The organism is Streptomyces sp. NPDC101165, from assembly GCF_044768135.1.
Lineage (GTDB): Bacteria > Actinomycetota > Actinomycetes > Streptomycetales > Streptomycetaceae > Streptomyces.
Map to the genome: position 1 here is coordinate 351,317 of NZ_JBIWPG010000009.1, position 18,565 is coordinate 369,881.

Consider the following 18,565-nt stretch of genomic DNA (forward strand, 5'->3'; position numbering starts at 1 on the left):
CGCGTGCGTGCCCGCAAGGCGGCGGACCCACGGGACAGTTCGGGGCGGACGGGTCGGCGTCAGCCCAGCGCGGCCACCAGATCCCCGGCCGCCAGCGGCTCCAGACCGCAGCCGTCGGCCGGGCCGGGCAGCAGCCGGTACACCGCCCCGGTCGCGCCCTCCGGCGCCACCCCGCCGTGCACCAGCGCGAGCAACACGTGCTTCTTCGCGGCCGCTTCACCCGCACGCGTGTCGGCGTCCGCCGCGTCCGTCGCGGGCTCCCGGCGCTCCGGCGGCTCCAGGGCGCGCACCCGGGCGGCGAACGCGGTGTCCGGCTCCCCCTCGTGGCGCCGGTAGTGCCACAGCTCGTCGACGGCGCGCCGGTCGGGCGCGCGCCGGACGACCAACACCTCGTCACCGCGGGCCGCCGCGTGCCACACCGCGAGGTCCCACAGCGTCGTGCGGCCGGACGCGAAGTACTGGAACAGGTCCCGGCCGACGCGGCCCAGGTCCTCGCCGTGCCGGTACACGTTGTGGAAGCCGTCGTCCGACGGCAGGTGGAGGTCCGTCCACAGGAACGTGCGGTGGCGCAGGTCGACCAGCATCGGCACATGGATGCGCGAGTCGCCCACCAGGTCGTAGCGCTGGCGCACCGTGCGCGGGTGGTACCCGGCGCCGCGCGCCTCCTCGGCCGCCGACGGCAGCGCCATGAAGCCCGCGAAGGCGTCGAGCAGCTCCTCGAACGGGATGTTGTTGAAGCTGAAGACGACCGGCACCGCGTACCGCACCCCCTGCTCGCCGAGGGACGCGAGGTCCAGGTCGACGTACTCGGTCGCGCCGTCCGGCGCGGGTGCCGACGTCAGGTCACCGGAGTGGACGGCCCACCGCTCGCCGTACACCAGGTTCGTGTAGTCGCACAGGCCCGCGAACTCCCAGTCCTCGTCGTACAGGGCCACCGACAGGTCCAGGTCCACGCGTGTCTTCATGGGCTGCATCCAGTGCAGGAAGAGCCGCAGCACCGCGCCCTCGGGCAGCGGCTGGGTGCTGCCGCGCGGCACCGACACCAGCGCCTTGGCGGCGGTCCGCTCGGCGGCGGGCACCGCGAGCCCGGCGAGAGCCGCGTCGAGCACCGCCAGGTCGAACCGGGGCCGGTCGGCCAGGCGGCGCAGCGCCTCGGCCTCCAGCAGCGCGCACGCGCGCGTGGTGACCGCCTCGGCGAGCGGCGCCCGGGTGTCGTCGACCGTGAACGCGTGCGTCACCTGCCCGCGCGGGAAGAACACCCGCCGCTCCCCGGGCAGATGACGGATCCGCATCCGGCCCAGCGCGGAGAGCAGCGGGCCGGGGCCCGCCTTGGGCAGGACGCGGCGCAGCACGTCGGCGAACTCGTCCGGCAGCGTGTCGAGTGTGCGCAGCCGCAGCAGGTGGTCGAGACGGCGCAGCAGCTCGCCGGGTCGCTGTGCGAGGAGGGCCAGGGCGGCCTGCGTGTCCCGCTCGTGCAGCGCCTGCTCCAACCGCGCGCCCCAGGTGGCAGCCCGGATGCGGTCGCCGGCGACCCGTACGGCCTCCGGATGCTCGGCCGCCGTACGCAGCAGGGCCTCGCCCAGGGCGGTGCCGGCGGTGTCGGTGCCGCGCAGCACGGCGAAGGCGAGGGCGGCCCGCGGGTGGCGGGCGTGACGCTCGAAGGGGTGCAGGATCTCGGCGGCCCGCTTCCACGGGCCCGGGTGCCGCAGCACGTCCTCCACGAGCGACGGCACCGCGAGACCGTCGAGCACGGCGAGCAGCCGGCCGCGCAGCGCGCGGGGCAGCGAGCGCAGCCGCGGCGGCTCCAGCAGATCCCCCTCGCCGCCGGACCACACGCACAGCAGGCGCAGGACGTCGGTCGCGGTGGTCAGATACGCGGCGAGCAGCTCGGTGACGGCCGCGCGCGTGTGCCGGTCGGTCAGCAGTGTGCCCAGGACGAATGCCTTGGTCTCGCGGACCGGGATCTCCTCGGGCAGCCAGCCGAGGTCCGCGGGGGCGTGCCTCAGCAGCACCCTCAGGTCGGCCCGGTCCTGCGGCGGCAGGGGAGTGCGGCGGGCCAGCAGGGTCCGCAGGGCCCGCACCGTGTCCGCGGCGCGGTCCGTGCCGAGCGCGAGCAGCTTCAGCGGACCGGCCGACACATCGCGCGGGCGGCGCGGCTCGACCGGCGCCAGAAAGGGATCGGCGGGGTCGATCCGGCGGCGGCACAGCGGGCAGCCCGTGTAGTCCGCGCCGTCCCAGCAGGCACGGCACACGAGGTGCGCGCAGGGCGCCACCGGGTGCACGCTGCCCACCGTGCCGCACAGCACGCAGGGCTGCGCGGGCCACTGCAGCAGCAGGGTGAAGACCCGGTCGACGTACAGCTGGAACGTGTCGTCGGGGACGGAGGCCGGGAAGCTGCGGAACAGCGGCATGTGGGTGCGGTCGGCGCCCAGCTCGGCGTCGATGTGCCGGATCAGCTGCCGGCCCGCGTCCGCGAGCCCCGCCGGTCCCAGCCAGGCCAGGGCCGCGCGCAGCTGTGCCGTCGGTGCGCATCCCCGGTCGAGCAGTTCGCCCTCCAGGGCGACGAGTCCCTCCGCGGTCGACGGATCGCCCGGGCGTGGTCCGGCCTGGTCGACGTAGACGGTACGGAGGCGGCGGAGCAGCACGGACGACAGTTCGGACAAGCGGAATCCCCCGACGGAAGGAAAGAGGCGGCAGAAGGCCGCAAGAAGGTGGTCGAGGCGGAGGCGGAGAGTGAGCGCGCTGCAGATTCCAGGAAAGGGAGAGAAGGAAGCACGCTTGCGGAGCCGCCCCCGCGATCAGGAACAGTAGGGGGAGCGGGAGTTCGGGCGCCAGTTATTTTCCGCGCGGTGCGAGCAGCGCTCCCACCAGCGCCCGTACCGCGGTGACGAACAGCCGCTCCGTGTCCGCGGGACGGGCCAGCGCACGGGCCAGGGCGGGGTCGTCACCGGCGGCCTCGGCGCTCCACAGCTCCTCCTCGCCGGGCCGCTGCACCGGGGCACGCTCACGGTTGCGCTCGACCAGCACATGACCGACGACCTGGAACTGCACCGCCCGCACGAACTCGGCGGCCCGGGCGCCGCGCAGCCCCGCCGCGTGCGCCTCGCGCACCAGGGCCTGCTGGGCGGGCAGGAACATCCGCTCGGTCAGCCCGCGCTCGTGCACCAGGGCCACCAGATGCGGATGGTCGCGCAGCTGCCGGCGCAGGGCGCGCGCCACGGAGACGACCCGCTGCTCGGGCGTGCGCCCGACGGGCCGGATCTCACCGAGACCGGCCACGGTCCGCTCCACCAGCGCCTCCAGCAGGGCCTCGCGGCCCCCGACGTGCCAGTAGATCGAGGTGACGGCGGTGCCCAGCTCGGCTGCCAGCTTGCGCATGGTGAGCGCGTCCGGGCCATGCTGCCGCACCAGCCCGGCGGCGGCCTCCAGGACCTCCTCCCGGCTGAGCGCACCTCTCACCATGATCCCTCCAACTCCGGTCGGTGCACGCGTATTTACCCCGCGTCCCGACTGCTGTAACTCTGTTACAGATGACGGCCCGTCAGACGAAGGGCGGTACGGCGTATGGCACGCGTACGGTACGGAGCACGGACCGAGGGAGAGATCGCCGCCACGCGCACCGCGAGCGCGCGGCTCCCCGACATCTGGTCCACCGGAGTGGTGGCCGTCTGGGAGACCGACCCGGACGCGGTCGCGGCGGTGCTGCCACCACCCCTGAAACCCACGGGCAGCCCGCTCGTCCGGGTGAACATCAGCAAGGTCGACCTGCCGGGATACCCGCTCGGCGCCGGCTCCTTCGCGGTCGCCGCCGCGCACGGCGAGGTCGAGGGCTGGTACCCGCTGGTGATGCCGATGACCCACGAACGCGCCCTCACCGGCGGCCGTGAGGTCTTCGGGGAGCCCAAGAAGCTCGGCGAGGTGACCGTCGAGCGCGACGGCCTCGTCGTACGGGCGTCACTCGCCCGGCACGGCATCGCCTTCGTGGAGGTGCGCGGCGCGGTGAGCGGCGAACTGCCCCTCCCGGAGCCCTCACGCAAGACCGACTTCTACTTCAAGTTCCTTCCCGCCGTGGACGGCTCGGGCTTCGACGGGGACCCCGTCCTGGTGCACTGCGTACGGCACGAGAAGGTGCGCCGCCTGGAGCGCGTCACCGGGGACGTCGTGCTGCGCGAGTCCGTGTACGACCCCGTCGCCGACCTTCCGGTGCTGCGCCTGCGGGAGATCACCGTCGGCGAGAAGACCAGCGACCAGAGCGGCCGGGTGGTCGAACGGGTCGACGGGCAGGCCCTGTTGCCGTACGTCCACCAGCGCTACGACGACCCGCTCCAGGTCCACGACGGGCCGCCGGAAGGGAGTCGGTGATGGACCTGCGAGCGGGACAGGTCGCCGTCGTCACCGGGGCGGCGAGCGGGATCGGGCTGGCGATGGCGCGGCGGTTCGCGGTCGAGGGCCTGACGGTCGTCCTCGCCGACGTCGAGGAGACGGCGCTGGACAAGGCCGCCGCCGACCTGCGCGCGGACGGCGCCGACGTGCACGCGCGCGTGGTCGACGTCGGCGTACGCGAACAGGTCCTGGAGCTCGCCGAGTCGGCGTACGAGGCCTACGGGGCCGTACACGTCCTGTGCAACAACGCGGGGGTCGGCTCGGGCGCCGAGGGGCGCATGTGGGAGCACGAGCCGAACGACTGGCAGTGGGCCTTCGCCGTCAATGTGTGGGGGGTCTTCCACGGCATCCAGGCGTTCGTGCCACGGATGATCGAGTCCGGACAACCTGGTCATGTCGTCAACACGTCCTCCGGCGACGGCGGCATCGCGCCCCTGCCGACCGCCTCCGTGTACGCGGTCACCAAGGCGGCCGTCGTCACCATGACCGAGTCCCTGTACGCCCACCTGAAGGCGGAGCACGCGCGCGTGGGCGCCTCCGTGCTCTTCCCCGGGCCGCACATGCTGCGCACCGGCCTGTGGGAGTCGCACCGCAACCGGCCCGCCCGCTACGCCAAACAGCGCCCCAGGAAGACGCCGTACCGCAGCCTCGACCAGTGGGAGTCGGCGATGCGCGCGGCCGGCCGGGAGGTCGACTTCACGCCCGTCGAGGAGGTCGCCGAGCTGGTCCTGGACGGCATCCGCGCCGACCGCTTCTGGCTGCTGCCGGCGAGCGAGCACAGCGACGCCCAGATCCGCGCGCGGGCGCACTCGATGCTGGGCCGCGCGAACCCGTCGTACCTCGAAAGCTTCATACTCGATTGACCGGGAGGCTGTTGTGACCGGCCAGGACCCGTACCTGATCATCTCCTCCGACTGCCACGCCGGGCTGCCCACCGAGCAGTACCGGCCCTACCTTGAGTCCCGGTTCCACCGGGACTTCGACGAGTTCCTCGCGGGCCGCGAACGGCGCCGCGAGGAGATGACCCGGCTCGGCATCCGCAACGAGGCCTTCGCGACCAAGTGGTTCCAGGACAACGAGGAGGGCCTGCGCGGGGGCTGGGACACCGCACAGCGGCTGAAGGAACTCGACGGGGACGGGGTGGCGGCGGAGGTGGTCTTCCCGGACGCCGACGCCGTGGACAGCCAGACCGCCGCGCCCTTCGGCGTGGGCCTCGGCCTCTCCGGGGACCACGACCCCGAGTTGGGCATGGCGGGCGCCCGGGCGCACAACCGCTGGCTCGCGGACTTCGTGTCCGAGAACCCCGAACGGCACTGCGGCGTGGCCCTGCTGCCGGTCACGGCCGAGGTGGCGAAGGTGGTCGCCGAGATCCACCGCGCCAGGGAGTCCGGGCTCGGCGCCCTGATGATCCCCGCCCTGTGGGGCGACAAGGAGCCGTACCACGACCGCCGGTACGACCCCGTGTGGGCGGCGGCCGCCGAGTGCGGGACGCCGGTGCTGACGCACTCCGGATCGGCGCCGCGCCACGAGTACGGCGACCACCTGGGGATCTTCGTCAGCGAGGTGACCTGGTGGCCGGCCCGGCCGCTGTGGTTCCTGCTCTGGTCCGGTGTCTTCGAACGCCACCCCGGACTGCGCTTCGGCGTCGCGGAGTCGGGCTGCTGGTGGCTGCCGAACCTGCTGTGGTTCATGGACCGCCTCTACCTCGGCGCCCACGGCGGCAAGAAGCTCTCCCCGTTCCAGGAGCTGAAACGCCCGCCGCACGAGTACCTCGACCGGCAGATCTTCGTCTGCGCCACCAACACCAAGCGCCGCGAACTGGCCCAGCGCTACGAGATCGGCGTGGACAACATCCTCTGGGGCAGCGACTTCCCGCATCCCGAGGGCACCTGGCCCGACACGCGCGCGTGGCTGCGGCGCACCTTCCACGACATCCCGGTGAGCGAGACGCGCCGGATGCTGGGCCTCGCGGCGGCGGAGGTCTTCGGCTTCGACGTGCACAGGCTGGCACCGCTCGCCGCGCGCATCGGCCCCACCCCGGCGGACCTCGGCCAGCCGGCCGACCAGGCGGCCGTGGAGGCGTCCTGGGCGCGCTCGCGCGAGGTGGGCCGGCACTGGCTGACCGACCACGACTTCCCGACGCTGGGGGTGACGCAGTGAGCGACCGGTACACGGTGATCTCCGCCGACTGCCATGCGGGAGCCGATCTCCTCGACTACAAGCCGTACCTGGACAAGCGCCACCACGACGACTTCGACGTCTGGGCGGCCACCTACGTCAACCCGTACGAGGACCTGCTCGCCGACTCGGCCGACCGGAACTGGAACTCCGAGCGGCGTCTCGCGGAGCTGGAGGCGGACGGGATCGTCGCGGAGGTGATCTTCCCGAACACCATCCCGCCGTTCTTCCCGTCCGGCTCCCTGATGGCCCCGCCCCCGAGCGCCGAGGACTTCGAGCGGCGCTGGGCCGGTCTGCGCGCCCACAACCGCTGGCTCGCGGACTTCTGCGCGGCCGCGCCCGGCCGCCGGGCCGGTGTCTTCCAGATCCTCCTGGGCGACGTCGAGGAGGCCGTCAAGGAGATCAGGTGGGCCGCCTCGGCGGGCCTCAAGGGCGGCCTCATGCTGCCCGGCACCCCGCCGGGCTCGGGCCTGCCCGAGCTGTACTCGCGCACGTACGACCCGATCTGGGCCGTCTGCTCGGAACTCGGCGTCCCCGTCAACCACCACGCGGGCTCCGCCTCCCCGCCCCTCGGCGACGAACCGGCCGCCCGCGCGGTCTTCATGGTCGAGACGACCTGGTTCTCCCACCGCGCGCTGTGGCACCTGGTCTTCGGCGGGGCCTTCCGCCGTCACCCCGGGCTGCGGCTGGTGCTGACCGAGCAGGGCTCCGGCTGGATCCCCGGGGTCCTCGACATGCTGGACTACTACCACGGCCGCCTGGTCGCGGCCGCCTCGAAGGCCGACACCGCCGAGGCCAAGTTCGGCGCCGGTCTCGCCGCGAGCATGGGCGAGGCGCCGTCCCGGGTCTGGCACGACCACTGCTTCGTCGGCGCCAGCTTCATGCGCCCGCACGAGGTGCAACTGCGCGACCGCATCGGCATCGACAAGATCATGTGGGGCAGCGACTACCCGCACGACGAGGGCACCTACCCGTACACCCGCGAGGGCCTGCGCTTCGCCTACCCGGGGGTCCCGCGCGCGGAGCTGGCGGCCATGCTCGGCGGCAACGCGGCCCGCGTCTACGGCTTCGACCTGGACCTCCTGGACCCCATCGCGGCGAAGGTCGGCCCGACGGTGGCCGAGCTGGCCGAGCCACTGCGGGAGCCGCCGGCGGACGCGACGAGCCCGGTGTTCGCGAGAGGAGCGTCGGTACGGGTCTGGTGACGTCCGGGGTGCGATCCTCCCTGCTGTGACGGAACCAACCCATGACGAGGCCCACGGCGGTGCGCTGGGCACCCGCCTGAACTGGCTGCGGGCGGCCGTCCTCGGCGCCAACGACGGCATCGTGTCCACCGCCGGACTCGTCGTCGGCGTGGCCGGTGCCACCGACTCCCGCGCCGCCCTGCTCACCGCCGGCCTGGCCGGCCTGCTCGCCGGGTCCATGTCGATGGCGGCGGGCGAGTACGTGTCGGTGTCGACGCAGCGCGACTCGGAGAAGGCCGCGCTGGCCATGGAGCGGCAGGAGCTGCGCGAACAGCCCGAGCTGGAGCTGGAGGAGCTGACCGGGCTCCTCCGGCAGCGCGGGCTGTCCCAGGAGGTGGCCCGCGAAGCCGCCGAGCAGCTCACCGCACGGGACGCGCTGAGAGCACACGCGCGCGTGGAGCTGGGCATCGACCCGGACCAGCTGACCAACCCCTGGCACGCGGCCTGGGCGAGCTTCCTGGCCTTCACCGTGGGCGCGCTGCTGCCGCTCCTCGCGATCGTCCTGCCGCCGGCCGCCTGGCGGCTCCCGGTCACCGTGGTCTGCGTGCTGGCCGCGCTCGTCCTCACCGGGTGGAGCAGCGCCCGGCTGGGAGCGGCCGACCCGAAGCGCGCGGTGCTGCGGAACGTGGCGGGCGGGGCGCTCGCCATGGGCGTGACGTACCTGGCGGGGACGCTGCTGGGCGCGGCGGGCGTGTAGCGGACCCGGACCCTGGCCGCGCGGCCCCTCGGGGCCACGGCGTACCGTGAAGTGCGCTCGACCACCCCCTGAGCGCCCTGCACGAAACCCGCACGAGAAGGACCCTCGCCATGCGCGCCACCACCATCCACGCCCCGTACGACATGCGCGTGGAGAACGTCCCCGAGCCCATGGTGCAGCTGCCCACCGACGCCGTGGTGCGGGTGCTGCGCGCCTGCATCTGCGGCAGCGACCTGTGGGCGTACCGGGGCGAGGCGGCCCGGCAGCCGGGGCAGCGCATCGGGCACGAGTTCCTCGGCGTCGTCGAGGAGACCGGCTCCGAGGTGAGCACCGTCCGGCGCGGTGACCTGGTGGTCGCGCCCTTCATGTGGTCCGACGGCGTCTGCGACTACTGCCGCGAGGGCCTGACGACCTCCTGCGAGCACGGCGGCTTCTGGGGCTCCGTCGGCTACGACGGCGGCCAGGGCGAGGCGGTGCGCGTGCCGTTCGCCGACGGCACCCTCGTCCAGCTGCCCAAGGAGGCCGCCTCCGACGACCACCTGCTGTCCGCCCTGCTGACCCTCTCCGACGTCCTCGGCACCGGTCACCACGCCGCCCTCGGCGCGGGCGCCCGCCCGGGCGCCACGGTCGCCGTGGTCGGTGACGGCGCGGTGGGCCTGTGCGCGGTGCTGGCCGCCAAGCGGCTGGGTGCCGAGCGGATCATCGCGCTGGGCCGGCACGAGGTCCGCACCGACATCGCGCGCCGCTTCGGCGCCACCGACGTCGTCGCCGAGCGCGGGGACGCGGCCGTCGAGGCCGTCCGGGAACTCACCCGCGGCCAGGGCGCGCACGCCGTCGTCGAGGCCGTCGGCACCGAGCAGTCCATGCGGACGGCCGTGAACATCACCCGCGACGGCGGCGCGATCGGTTTCGTGGGCGTCCCCCACGGCAGCGGCACCGGCCTGGACCTCGGTGTCATGTTCGACCGGAACATCGCCCTGCGCGGCGGTGTCGCGCCGGTCCGCGCCTACATCCCCGACCTGCTGCCCGACGTCCTCGACGGCACGATCGACCCCTCGCCGGTCTTCGACATGACCGTCGGCATCGAGGGCGTGCCGGACGGCTACAAGGCGATGGACGAGCGCACCGCCCTCAAGGTGCTCGTCACCAACGATCTGTGACAGGCCCTAGAACCAGCGGATCGGCAGCGGCAGCGCCGTGAGCAGGCCCGAGACCGCGACCACCGCGCCCAGCGCGACCACCTCGGCCCGCGCGGGCACAGAGGCGGTCAGCGGGTCGGCCGCCCGGCTCAGCCGGATCCGCGCCCACAGGGCGAGCACGGCGACGACGGCGACCAGGATCACCTTGGCCAGCAGGGTGCGTCCGTACGCCGTCGTCGTCAGCTGGTCCAGGATCGTGGCCGCCGGCATGCGCCGCAGCGCACTGCACACGCCCGTCGCCGTGAGGGCCGCGAGCAGAACGGCGGCCACGCGCGCGTAGCGCCCCAGCAGCGCGGCCGCGGCCGCGTCGCCGCGCCACAGCCGGACCGTCCGCAGCGCGTGCAGCAGGCCGCCCGCCCACAGCGCCGCGCAGGTCAGGTGCACCAGTGTCAGACCCGACCCGACCAGCGGGCCGTGCTCGGCCGTGGGGTGGGCGCGCAGCGCCTCCGCGACCACCACCGCGGCCAGCGGCCACACCTGGGCCGCCGGGCGGCGCGAGCGCGCGCACAGCGCCGCCGACAGGAAGGCGTTGACCTCCAGCAGCGCCAGCCTGCCGTCGCGGGAGTCGTACAGCCCGCCGACGTCGATCTGGCCGAGACTGTGCGGGACCAGATTGCCGGTGGAGACGACCGAGGCGAGGGCCAGCGCGGCCAGGAAGCCCGCGCCGTTCGCCGACAGGGCCCAGCTGCGCGGCCGTTCGGCCGGGGCAGCGGGCAGGCGCCGGGCGAGCCGGAGCACGAGCAGCTCGCCCAGCGGGACGCACAGGGCGGCGAACAGCACCCCGCGCAGCAGTGCGATGCCGCCCACGCCGGGAGCGGCGGCCTCCCCGGTGCCGTGCAGCGCGGCGGACGGCCCCAGCAGCGGGACCAGGGCGGCCAGGGCCACCAGGACCAGGACGGCGACGGCGCGGCCGGTGCCGGACCGGCCCGCCGGTCCGTTCGCGTCGGCGGCGTCGGCACCCGGTCGTATCAAGGTCACCCCGTGATCTTCGCCAGCCGTCACAGAACCGGGCAAGTCCCGGAAAACAACTGGGGCTACGGCATTCCACCCATAGATACGTTTCCGGCCGCCCGCGCACTCATCTCCAGACGGCCGGGTCCGAACCCCACGGCACCGGAGGTCGCGCCCAGTCGGCGGGGCCGCCCGCGAAGGACAGCGGCGGCAGGGCGTGCCGCAGCGTGCCGAGCGGGCTGTCCGTCTCGGCCAGCCAGGCGTCCGGTCCCTCGTACGTGAGGTCGTCCGTGGCCCGGTCGGGCCGGATCTCGTCCGTCAGCCAGTGCGCGGTCCGGGCCAGCGCCAGCCGGACGAGCCGGCTGCCTCCGTCGTACGACTGCTCGGTCACCGCCCGCAGCACGGCCGCCGCCAGCAGATAGCCGGTGCCGTGGTCCAGGGCCTGCGCGGGCAGCGCGCCGGGCTGCCCGGCAGAGTCCTCGGTCGCCGCGATGCCGGTCGCGACCTGCACCAGGCTGTCGAAGCCGCGCCGCCCGCCCCAGGGCCCGTACGCGCCCCACGCCGACACCTGCGCCACGACCAGCCCGGGGCGCCGCTCGGCCAGCGCCCGCGGGGACAGCCCGAACCGGTCCAGGGCGCCCGGCCGGTAGCCGGTGACCACGACGTCGGCCGAGGCCAGCAGCTCCTCGAAGATGTCCCGGTCGGCGGTGAGGTCGAGCGTCGCCGACCGCTTCCCGAAGCCCGTGTCGGCGTGCTGGTCGGCGAGTTCGGGCCGTTGCGGGGCGTCCAGGCGCAGCACGTCCGCGCCGAGCAGGGCCAGCGTCCGGGTGGCGACCGGCCCGGCGAGCACCCGGGTCAGGTCGAGGACGCGGAGCCCGGCGGCGGGCAGCAGGGGAGCGGTGGCCGCGTCGAGCGCGGGGAGCACGCGCGCGTGCACCGGGTCCAGCCGCTCCCGCTCGACCAGGGGCCGGGCGGCCACCTCGGCGGCCTGCTCGTGCGCCGCCCACTCCTTCGGGGTGCGCAGGGCCACGGCGAGACCTCCGGCCCCGTACACCGTCTCCTCCACCTCCAGCGCGGGAAGTCCGGCGAGCCGGGCGGCCACGTCCTCCACCGAGGCGTCCGCCGGCAGGCCCAGTGCGTCGAGCAACCGGGCCCGGTGGTGCGGGTAGTTGGCGTGGGTGCGCACCCAGCCGTCGGCCGTCCGCCAGAACCGTGACAGCGGCGCGAAGGCGACCGGAGCCCGCCCGTCGATCTGTAGCAGCCGCTCACTGTGGAAGGCGGCGGCGACCGCACCGTCGTCCACCCGGACCTCCGGCACCTCGGCGAGCCCCGCCCGCCGCGCCCCCAGCTCGGCGGCGGCCAGCGCGCACGCCCCCACACAGGCGCGCGCCAACTCCCGCACGGGCAGCCTCGCTTCGAGCACTCCCCGGCGTACGGCATCCGACATACGCGACCCGAGAGCGGGATCGCCGCCCACCGCGTCCCAGGCGTACTTGATTTCAGTCATGACTGCACTATGCATCATTGATTCAATCAACTATTGCCGGGCGCCTGATACGAGCAGGTCCCGCTGGAGAGACTCCAGCGGGACCTGCTCGTCAGCCGTGTCGGACCGGTGGTGTGCTAGTCGACCGCGCGCAGCGCGTTGACGACACCGAAACCGTAGAAGCCGTTGACACGCTTGCCGCCGACGCAGGTCGCGTCCACGACGCCGTCGCCGTTCCCGTCGTACGGGTCGCTCGGGCAGCCGGGGTTGTCCGCCTGGGCCTTCAGGAGGGCCTGCAGCTGGGCGGGGGTGGCGTGCGAGTGGGCCGACTTCAGCAGCGCGGCCACGGCGGCCACGTGCGGGGAGGCCATCGACGTGCCCTGGAGGAAGCCGTACTGGTTGTTCGGCAGCGTGGACAGGATGCGGCCGTTCTTCGACGGCGTGTCCGGGATCTGGTACTTGTCGCCGCCCGGCCCCGCCACGTCGACGACGCCCTGGCCGTAGCTGGAGTAGTACGACTTGGTGCCCTTGACGCCCACCGCGCTCACGGTGACCACACCGGGCAGCTGGGTCGGCACGTCGAAGCACTCGTGCGGGTCGATCGTCCGGTTCGTGGCGGTGGAGTCGTCGGGACTGGAGGTGTCCACGATCGCGTCCGCGTCGAGGTCGTGGTTGGAGTTGCCGGCCGACGCCACATTGAGCGTGCCCTTGCGCTGTGCGTACAACTGGGCCCTGTTGACCGCGTCAACGATGGCACGTTGATCGGGGTCGTCCATGCAGTTGTACAGCCACGGGTCGACGTAGTAGCTGTTGTTGGTGATCTCGATGCCGTGGTCCGCGGCGAACACGAAGGCGCAGACCACGCTTTCGGGGTAGAACAGCGAGGTCGCGTCCGGCTGGGCCACGGTGATGCTCGCGACCTTCACCCCGGGCGCCACACCCGCCACGCCTATGCCGTTGCGGGCCGCGGCTATCTCGCCCGCCACATGCGTGCCGTGGTAGTGGTCGGCGTCCACCGGCCGCCAGGAGCCGTACGTCGTGTCCGCCTTGCCGCTCACGCAGTTCGCCGACTGGGACGCGGAGAAGTTCGGGGCGATGTCCGGGTGGGTGTCGTCGACGCCGGTGTCGATCACACCGACGGTCACGTTCCTGCTGCCCGGGTTGATCGTCGCGGCCTTGTCTGCGCCTATCGCCCGCAGATCCCACTGGTCGGCCTCGAGGGGCTCCTGGCCGGCCGTCGCGTCCCCGGCGAGCTTCGCGGCCTCCGCCTTCGACAGGACCTGGACCGCGCCCTCGTCCGTCGTGCCCGCGGCGGTCAGCGGAGCGGTCCGCGTGGCACCCGCCGACTGCACTCCGCGCACGGCGCGCATCTGCGCGCCGAAGTCGGGGTTCGCGGAGTGGGCGACGATCACGCCGATCCGGTCGTAACTCTCCACGATGGTGCCACCGTTGCGGGTGACGGCCTGCTGGACCGACTCGATCGTGTGGCGGTCCGTGCCGGTGTTGACCACGTAGGCGAGGTTGGGGCCGTCCGCCGCCCGCGCCGCCGTGGCCGCGGGGGTCGCCGCCGAGGCCGCCGTCGGCAGGAAGCCGAGTGAGGCGGTCAGCGACAGAACGACCGGCACGGCGAGCGCGAGCCGGCGTCTGGAGCGCAGATGAGCCATGGGATCTCCACATCATCCGGATACAAAACCGCCCGAGACACAGGTGGTGCTCGGGCAGGTACATGACGGGTGGTGCAGGGCGAAGCTATCTCCCGAGACTGATCTCCGAAAGGGTCAGGCGGACTTGAACCGCTCCGCGCGTGGCGCCGTGACCGTGGACGGAGGGCCCAGCAGGATCGTGCCCCCGCCAGGATCACTCAAGGGAGTCGGTCGATGACTCCCTGTAATGTGATCCACGTTCCTGTGAGGTCAGAAAGCGCATGTCCGTGACGCGAGGAGACTCCGTGGCTACCGAGACACCGCCCCCTGCGAAACCCCAAGTCCACCTTCCCTCCACCGAGGAGTTCGCCGAGGTGCAGCAGAGCGCGGAGTTCGGTGAACTGCGCCGCTCCCACCGCTCCTTCGCCTTCCCCCTGACCATCGCCTTCATCGCCTGGTACCTGCTGTACGTCCTGCTCTCCAACTACGCGGGCGACTTCATGGGCACCAAGGTGGCCGGCAACATCAACGTGGCCCTCGTCCTGGGCCTCGCCCAGTTCCTCACCACGTTCCTCATCGCCTGGTGGTACGCGCGGCACGCCGCGGCCAGGCTCGACCCCAAGGCCGAGGCCATCAAGTCCCGGATGGAGGGCGGCGCATGAGCCCCGCACCGCACACCCTGCTGGCCGCCGGCGAGGCGAGCGAGCACCGCCCGCTGATCATCACCCTGTTCGCGTTGTTCGTCGCCGCGACCCTCGTCATCACCGTCTGGGCCGGCCGGCAGACCAAGGACGCCGCCGACTTCTACGCCGGCGGCCGCCAGTTCACCGGCTTCCAGAACGGCCTCGCCGTCTCCGGCGACTACATGTCCGCCGCGTCCTTCCTCGGCATCGCCGGCGCCATCGCCCTCTTCGGCTACGACGGCTTCCTCTACTCCATCGGCTTCCTCGTCGCCTGGCTCGTGGCCCTGCTCCTGGTCGCCGAACCGCTGCGCAACTCCGGGCGCTACACGATGGGCGACGTACTGGCCTACCGGATGCGCCAGCGGCCGGTCCGTACCGCCGCCGGCACCTCCACGATCGTCGTCTCGATCTTCTACCTGCTCGCCCAGATGGCCGGCGCCGGCGTCCTGGTCTCGCTGCTCCTGGGCATCACCAGCGACGGCGGCAAGATCGGCATCGTCGCCCTGGTCGGCCTTCTGATGATCGTGTACGTCACCATCGGCGGCATGAAGGGCACCACCTGGGTCCAGATGGTCAAGGCCGTGCTGCTGATCGCGGGCGCCCTGCTGCTGACCTTCCTGGTGCTGCTGAAGTTCCACTTCAACGTCTCGGACCTGCTCGGCAAGGCCGCCGACAACAGCGGCAAGGGCTCCGCGTTCCTCGAGCCCGGCCTGAAGTACGGGGCCACCGGCACCACCAAGCTGGACTTCATCTCGCTCGGCATCGCCCTGGTCCTCGGCACCGCCGGCCTGCCGCACATCCTGATCCGCTTCTACACGGTCCCGACGGCCAAGGCCGCCCGCAAGTCCGTGATCTGGGCGATCGGCCTGATCGGCGCCTTCTACCTGATGACCCTCGCCCTCGGCTTCGGCGCGGCCGCGCTGATCAAACCGGACGAGATCATCGCCTCCAACAAGGCGGGCAACACCGCGGCACCCCTGCTCGCCCTCCACCTCGGCGGAGTGGACTCCAGCTGGGGCGCGATCCTGCTGGCCACCATCTCCGCGGTCGCCTTCGCCACGATCCTCGCGGTCGTCGCCGGCCTGACCCTGGCGTCGTCCTCCTCCTTCGCCCACGACATCTACGCCAACGTCATCAAGAAGGGGCAGGCCACCGAGAAGCAGGAGATCAACGCGGCCCGCTACGCGACCGTCGGCATCGGCGCCGTCTCGATCGTCCTGGGCGCCCTCTCCCGCGACCTGAACGTCGCCGGCCTGGTCGCCCTCGCCTTCGCGGTCGCCGCCTCCGCCAACCTGCCGACCATCCTCTACAGCCTGTTCTGGAAGCGGTTCACCACCTCGGGCGCCCTCTGGTCGATCTACGGCGGCCTGGTCACCGCGGTCGGCCTGGTGCTGTTCTCGCCGGTGGTGTCCGGCAAGCCGACCTCGATGTTCCCCGACGTGGACTTCCACTGGTTCCCGCTGGAGAACCCCGGCATCATCTCGATCCCCGTCGGCTTCCTGCTGGGCGCCGTGGGCACCCTGCTGTCGAAGGAGGTCCCGGACGCCGGCAAGTACGCGGAGCTGGAGGTGCGGTCCCTGACCGGGACCGGAGCGCACTGACCTTCGTACGGACGGCCGCGTCGTTCGGGACTGTACGGTCCTACGACGCGGCCGTGTCGTACCTCGTAAGATCAGGCCGCTGTCGATGTCAGTCGACTCACGTAGGCTCGCAAGTGACGGAAAATGAGTGCTCCGGATCGAGGGAGGGGGCCCACGTGCTCATCGACACCTACGGCCGAGTGGCCACCGACCTGAGGGTCTCGCTGACCGATCGGTGCAATCTGCGCTGTACCTACTGCATGCCCGAGGAAGGCCTGCAGTGGCTCGCCAAGCCCGACCTGCTCACGGACGACGAGATCGTCCGTCTCATCGACATCGCGGTCCGCCTGCTCGGCATCGAGGAGGTCCGCTTCACCGGCGGCGAGCCGCTGCTGCGCCCCGGGCTGGTCGGCATCGTCGAGCGGGTCGCGGACCTCGCCCCCCGCCCCCAGATGTCCCTCACGACGAACGGCATCGGCCTGAGGCGCACCGCTGTCGCGCTGAAGGCCGCGGGCCTGGACCGGGTCAACGTCTCCCTGGACACCCTGCGCCCCGACGTCTTCAAGACCCTCACCCGCCGCGACCGGCACAAGGACGTCATCGAGGGCCTCGAAGCCGCCCGCGAGGCCGGCCTCGCCCCGGTCAAGGTCAACACGGTCCTGATGCCGGGCCTGAACGAGGACGAGGCCCCGGACCTGCTCGCCTGGGCGCTGGAGCACGAGTACGAGCTGCGCTTCATCGAGCAGATGCCGCTCGACGCCCAGCACGGCTGGAAGCGCGAGAGCATGGTCACCGCCGGGGACATCCTGGCCTCCCTGCGCACCCGCTTCGACCTCACCCCGGAGGGCGCGGACGAGCGCGGCGCGGCACCGGCCGAGCGCTGGCTGGTGAACGGCGGCCCGCAGCGGGTCGGCGTGATCGCCTCGGTCACCCGGCCGTTCTGCGCGGCCTGCGACCGCACCCGCCTCACCGCCGACGGCCAGATACGCACCTGCCTGTTCGCCACGGAGGAGACCGACCTGCGAGCGGCCCTGCGCTCGGGCGCCCCCGACGAGGAGATCGCCCGCATCTGGCGCCTGGCGATGTGGGGAAAGAAGGCGGGAGCGGGCCTGGACGACCCGACCTTCGTTCAGCCGGACCGGCCGATGTCCGCCATCGGCGGTTAGGATTCTGCGGGGGCTTCCCAGTCCTCGAACTTCACCACGTCCTTGAGGAACCCCCGGACCCCGAGGAACTGCGAAAGATGCTCGCGGTGCTCCTCGCAGGCGAGCCACGTCTTGCGCCGCTCCGGCGTGTGAATCTTCGGGTTGTTCCACGCCAGAACCCACACGGCGTCGGCACGGCAGCCCTTGGCGGAGCAGATGGGGGTCTCGTCACTCACAGGTTCGTCACTGGTTCCGTATCACAGAGCCCCCGTAAACAAGGCGACGCCGAGCAGCCACGGGGGGAGCTGCCCGGCGTCGGTCCGTCGCTCCGACGGGGGATGCGGAGCGCGTACGCAGTATGTCACGGGTCACCCGTCGCCCGGCACTGGAACTACACGATTGATCTGAGCTTTTCTTGAGCTTGACACGCAGCCGCCGGCAGTGACCGGCGCGTCCGCCGTGGTCACGTCCCTTCGGGCCGCTCGGACTCCGCCCGACTCGTCTCCTCCTCCGCGCGCGGCGGCGCTACCATCGGCCGCGTCGGTGCGGTGATGAAGGTCGACGGAAGATTGGGCGGCCGCTCCCGGCCCGCGTTCGCGATCACCACGGCGACATAGGGGAGCAGCGCACCGAGCACCAGCGCCACGACGGCGACGTACCGTTCGACGTTCCACAGCGAGACCGCGAGGATCACGGAGAGGGTACGGATCGTCATCGAGATGACGTACCGCCGTTGCCGGCCCCGCACGTCCTCGGCCAGCCCGGTCCGGGCGCCGGTGATCCGGAACACCTGGACGCTGCCACCGTGCTGCTTGCGCATCACACTCCACCATCCGCCCGCAGACTCTCCCCGGCCCGCACCTGCGTCCACGCCCGGCGGGGAACCGGACCAGGACATCTCCACGGTACGCCGCGGCCGCACGCCCGACGAGACCGGGTCGCACCCTGCCTGCGCGAACGTCCTCGGCCCTGCCGCCGACGGGTGAACCCGACGTGCGCCGTACGGCGCACGGACCCAGACTGACCGTAGTGCTCACGTCGAGTCGTACGAGGAGGCAGCCATGGGCTGGTTGTGGGCGATCATCGTGGGATTCGTACTGGGCCTCATCGCGAAGGCGATCATCCCGGGCAAGCAGCACAGCCCCCTCTGGCTGACCACCATCTGCGGCATCCTGGGCGCCGTCGCCGGTAACGCGATCGCCGCCGCCCTCGGCGTCGCACAGACCCGCGGCATCGACTGGAGCCGGCACGCCTTCCAGCTCATCGCCGCGATCATCATCGTCTTCGCCGTCGACAGGCTCTACATGGCGACGCTGGGAAAGAAGAAACAGCAGGCCGTCTGAGAGCGGACACAGCGAAGGGCGGCCCCGCTCCGA

General features: G+C 72.5%; 17 protein-coding genes. 10 read left to right on the plus strand and 7 right to left on the minus strand.

Features of this window, described 5'->3' with window-relative positions:
- Positions 1-59: 59 nt before the first annotated feature.
- Entirely contained in the window at positions 60-2,663 is a 2,604-nt protein-coding gene (locus tag ACIRVH_RS21670; RefSeq protein WP_403955677.1) for an MXAN_6230/SCO0854 family RING domain-containing protein, read from the minus strand.
- Between the two features lie 172 nt (positions 2,664-2,835).
- Positions 2,836-3,462 (minus strand): TetR/AcrR family transcriptional regulator, encoded by a 627-nt coding sequence (locus ACIRVH_RS21675; RefSeq protein WP_403955679.1) that lies wholly within the window; start codon positions 3,460-3,462, stop codon positions 2,836-2,838.
- 102 nt (positions 3,463-3,564) lie between these two features.
- Between ACIRVH_RS21675 and ACIRVH_RS21680 the strand changes: the two genes are divergently transcribed.
- From ACIRVH_RS21680 to ACIRVH_RS21705, 6 genes are all read left to right on the plus strand, one after another.
- Complete coding sequence (locus ACIRVH_RS21680) at positions 3,565-4,362, plus strand: acetoacetate decarboxylase family protein (RefSeq protein WP_403955681.1); 798 nt, start codon at positions 3,565-3,567, stop codon at positions 4,360-4,362.
- Positions 4,362-5,246, plus strand: a complete 885-nt coding sequence (locus ACIRVH_RS21685; protein ID WP_403955683.1) for an SDR family NAD(P)-dependent oxidoreductase — start codon at positions 4,362-4,364, stop codon at positions 5,244-5,246. Before ACIRVH_RS21680 ends, ACIRVH_RS21685 begins: the two co-directional genes overlap by 1 nt.
- Before the next feature lie 13 nt (positions 5,247-5,259).
- Complete coding sequence (locus ACIRVH_RS21690; RefSeq protein ID WP_403955685.1) at positions 5,260-6,543, plus strand: amidohydrolase family protein; 1,284 nt, start codon at positions 5,260-5,262, stop codon at positions 6,541-6,543.
- Positions 6,540-7,766, plus strand: a complete 1,227-nt coding sequence (locus ACIRVH_RS21695; RefSeq protein ID WP_403955686.1) for an amidohydrolase family protein — start codon at positions 6,540-6,542, stop codon at positions 7,764-7,766. Before ACIRVH_RS21690 ends, ACIRVH_RS21695 begins: the two co-directional genes overlap by 4 nt.
- 25 nt (positions 7,767-7,791) lie before the next feature.
- On the plus strand, positions 7,792-8,502 hold the full coding sequence (locus ACIRVH_RS21700; RefSeq protein WP_403955690.1) for a VIT family protein: 711 nt from the start codon (positions 7,792-7,794) through the stop codon (positions 8,500-8,502).
- A 110-nt stretch (positions 8,503-8,612) separates the two neighbouring features.
- On the plus strand, positions 8,613-9,662 hold the full coding sequence (locus tag ACIRVH_RS21705; protein ID WP_403955692.1) for a zinc-dependent alcohol dehydrogenase family protein: 1,050 nt from the start codon (positions 8,613-8,615) through the stop codon (positions 9,660-9,662).
- Positions 9,663-9,668: 6 nt separating this feature from the next.
- On the opposite strand, the gene ACIRVH_RS21710 is transcribed toward ACIRVH_RS21705, so the two are convergent.
- The 3 genes from ACIRVH_RS21710 to ACIRVH_RS21720 all read right to left on the minus strand — a co-directional run bounded on the left by ACIRVH_RS21710 (position 9,669) and on the right by ACIRVH_RS21720 (position 13,802).
- Entirely contained in the window at positions 9,669-10,679 is a 1,011-nt protein-coding gene (locus tag ACIRVH_RS21710) for a CopD family protein (RefSeq protein WP_403955694.1), read from the minus strand.
- A 100-nt stretch (positions 10,680-10,779) separates the two neighbouring features.
- Positions 10,780-12,159, minus strand: coding sequence for a CoA transferase (locus ACIRVH_RS21715; RefSeq protein WP_403955696.1), 1,380 nt, complete (start codon positions 12,157-12,159; stop codon positions 10,780-10,782).
- Between the two features lie 116 nt (positions 12,160-12,275).
- Positions 12,276-13,802 carry a S8 family peptidase gene (locus ACIRVH_RS21720; RefSeq protein WP_403955698.1) on the minus strand — a complete coding sequence of 509 codons (1,527 nt, stop codon included), beginning with the start codon at positions 13,800-13,802 and terminating at the stop codon, positions 12,276-12,278.
- A 284-nt stretch (positions 13,803-14,086) separates the two neighbouring features.
- Here ACIRVH_RS21720 and ACIRVH_RS21725 point away from each other — a divergent pair, with 284 nt between their 5' ends.
- The 3 genes from ACIRVH_RS21725 to moaA all read left to right on the plus strand — a co-directional run bounded on the left by ACIRVH_RS21725 (position 14,087) and on the right by moaA (position 17,210).
- Positions 14,087-14,443: a DUF485 domain-containing protein gene (locus ACIRVH_RS21725; RefSeq protein WP_403955699.1), complete on the plus strand. Its 357-nt coding sequence runs from the start codon at positions 14,087-14,089 to the stop codon at positions 14,441-14,443.
- Positions 14,440-16,065 (plus strand): cation acetate symporter, encoded by a 1,626-nt coding sequence (locus ACIRVH_RS21730; RefSeq protein WP_403955700.1) that lies wholly within the window; start codon positions 14,440-14,442, stop codon positions 16,063-16,065. Before ACIRVH_RS21725 ends, ACIRVH_RS21730 begins: the two co-directional genes overlap by 4 nt.
- 155 nt (positions 16,066-16,220) lie before the next feature.
- On the plus strand, positions 16,221-17,210 hold the full coding sequence (gene moaA / locus ACIRVH_RS21735; RefSeq protein ID WP_403955702.1) for a GTP 3',8-cyclase MoaA: 990 nt from the start codon (positions 16,221-16,223) through the stop codon (positions 17,208-17,210).
- On the opposite strand, the gene ACIRVH_RS21740 is transcribed toward moaA, so the two are convergent.
- Together ACIRVH_RS21740 and ACIRVH_RS21745 are read right to left on the minus strand one after the other, a co-directional pair.
- Positions 17,207-17,425, minus strand: coding sequence for a hypothetical protein (locus ACIRVH_RS21740; protein WP_403955703.1), 219 nt, complete (start codon positions 17,423-17,425; stop codon positions 17,207-17,209). The two genes, moaA and ACIRVH_RS21740, sit on opposite strands and share 4 nt — an antisense overlap.
- 227 nt (positions 17,426-17,652) lie before the next feature.
- Complete coding sequence (locus tag ACIRVH_RS21745) at positions 17,653-18,009, minus strand: DUF3099 domain-containing protein (protein ID WP_403955704.1); 357 nt, start codon at positions 18,007-18,009, stop codon at positions 17,653-17,655.
- A gap of 241 nt (positions 18,010-18,250) precedes the next feature.
- Between ACIRVH_RS21745 and ACIRVH_RS21750 the strand changes: the two genes are divergently transcribed.
- A complete protein-coding gene (locus ACIRVH_RS21750; RefSeq protein ID WP_403955705.1) occupies positions 18,251-18,532 on the plus strand; it encodes a GlsB/YeaQ/YmgE family stress response membrane protein in 282 nt (93 codons plus the stop codon).
- Positions 18,533-18,565: the final 33 nt, after the last annotated feature.

Coding starts and splice junctions, on each gene's coding strand:
- ACIRVH_RS21675 (WP_403955679.1), bottom strand. CDS start 3,462: ATGGTGAGAGGTGCGCTCAGCCGGGAGGAGGTCCTGGAGGCCGCCGCC.
- ACIRVH_RS21680 (WP_403955681.1), top strand. CDS start 3,565: ATGGCACGCGTACGGTACGGAGCACGGACCGAGGGAGAGATCGCCGCC.
- ACIRVH_RS21685 (WP_403955683.1), top strand. CDS start 4,362: ATGGACCTGCGAGCGGGACAGGTCGCCGTCGTCACCGGGGCGGCGAGC.
- ACIRVH_RS21705 (WP_403955692.1), top strand. CDS start 8,613: ATGCGCGCCACCACCATCCACGCCCCGTACGACATGCGCGTGGAGAAC.
- ACIRVH_RS21715 (WP_403955696.1), bottom strand. CDS start 12,159: ATGACTGAAATCAAGTACGCCTGGGACGCGGTGGGCGGCGATCCCGCT.
- ACIRVH_RS21720 (WP_403955698.1), bottom strand. CDS start 13,802: ATGGCTCATCTGCGCTCCAGACGCCGGCTCGCGCTCGCCGTGCCGGTC.
- ACIRVH_RS21730 (WP_403955700.1), top strand. CDS start 14,440: ATGAGCCCCGCACCGCACACCCTGCTGGCCGCCGGCGAGGCGAGCGAG.
- ACIRVH_RS21745 (WP_403955704.1), bottom strand. CDS start 18,009: ATGCGCAAGCAGCACGGTGGCAGCGTCCAGGTGTTCCGGATCACCGGC.
- ACIRVH_RS21750 (WP_403955705.1), top strand. CDS start 18,251: ATGGGCTGGTTGTGGGCGATCATCGTGGGATTCGTACTGGGCCTCATC.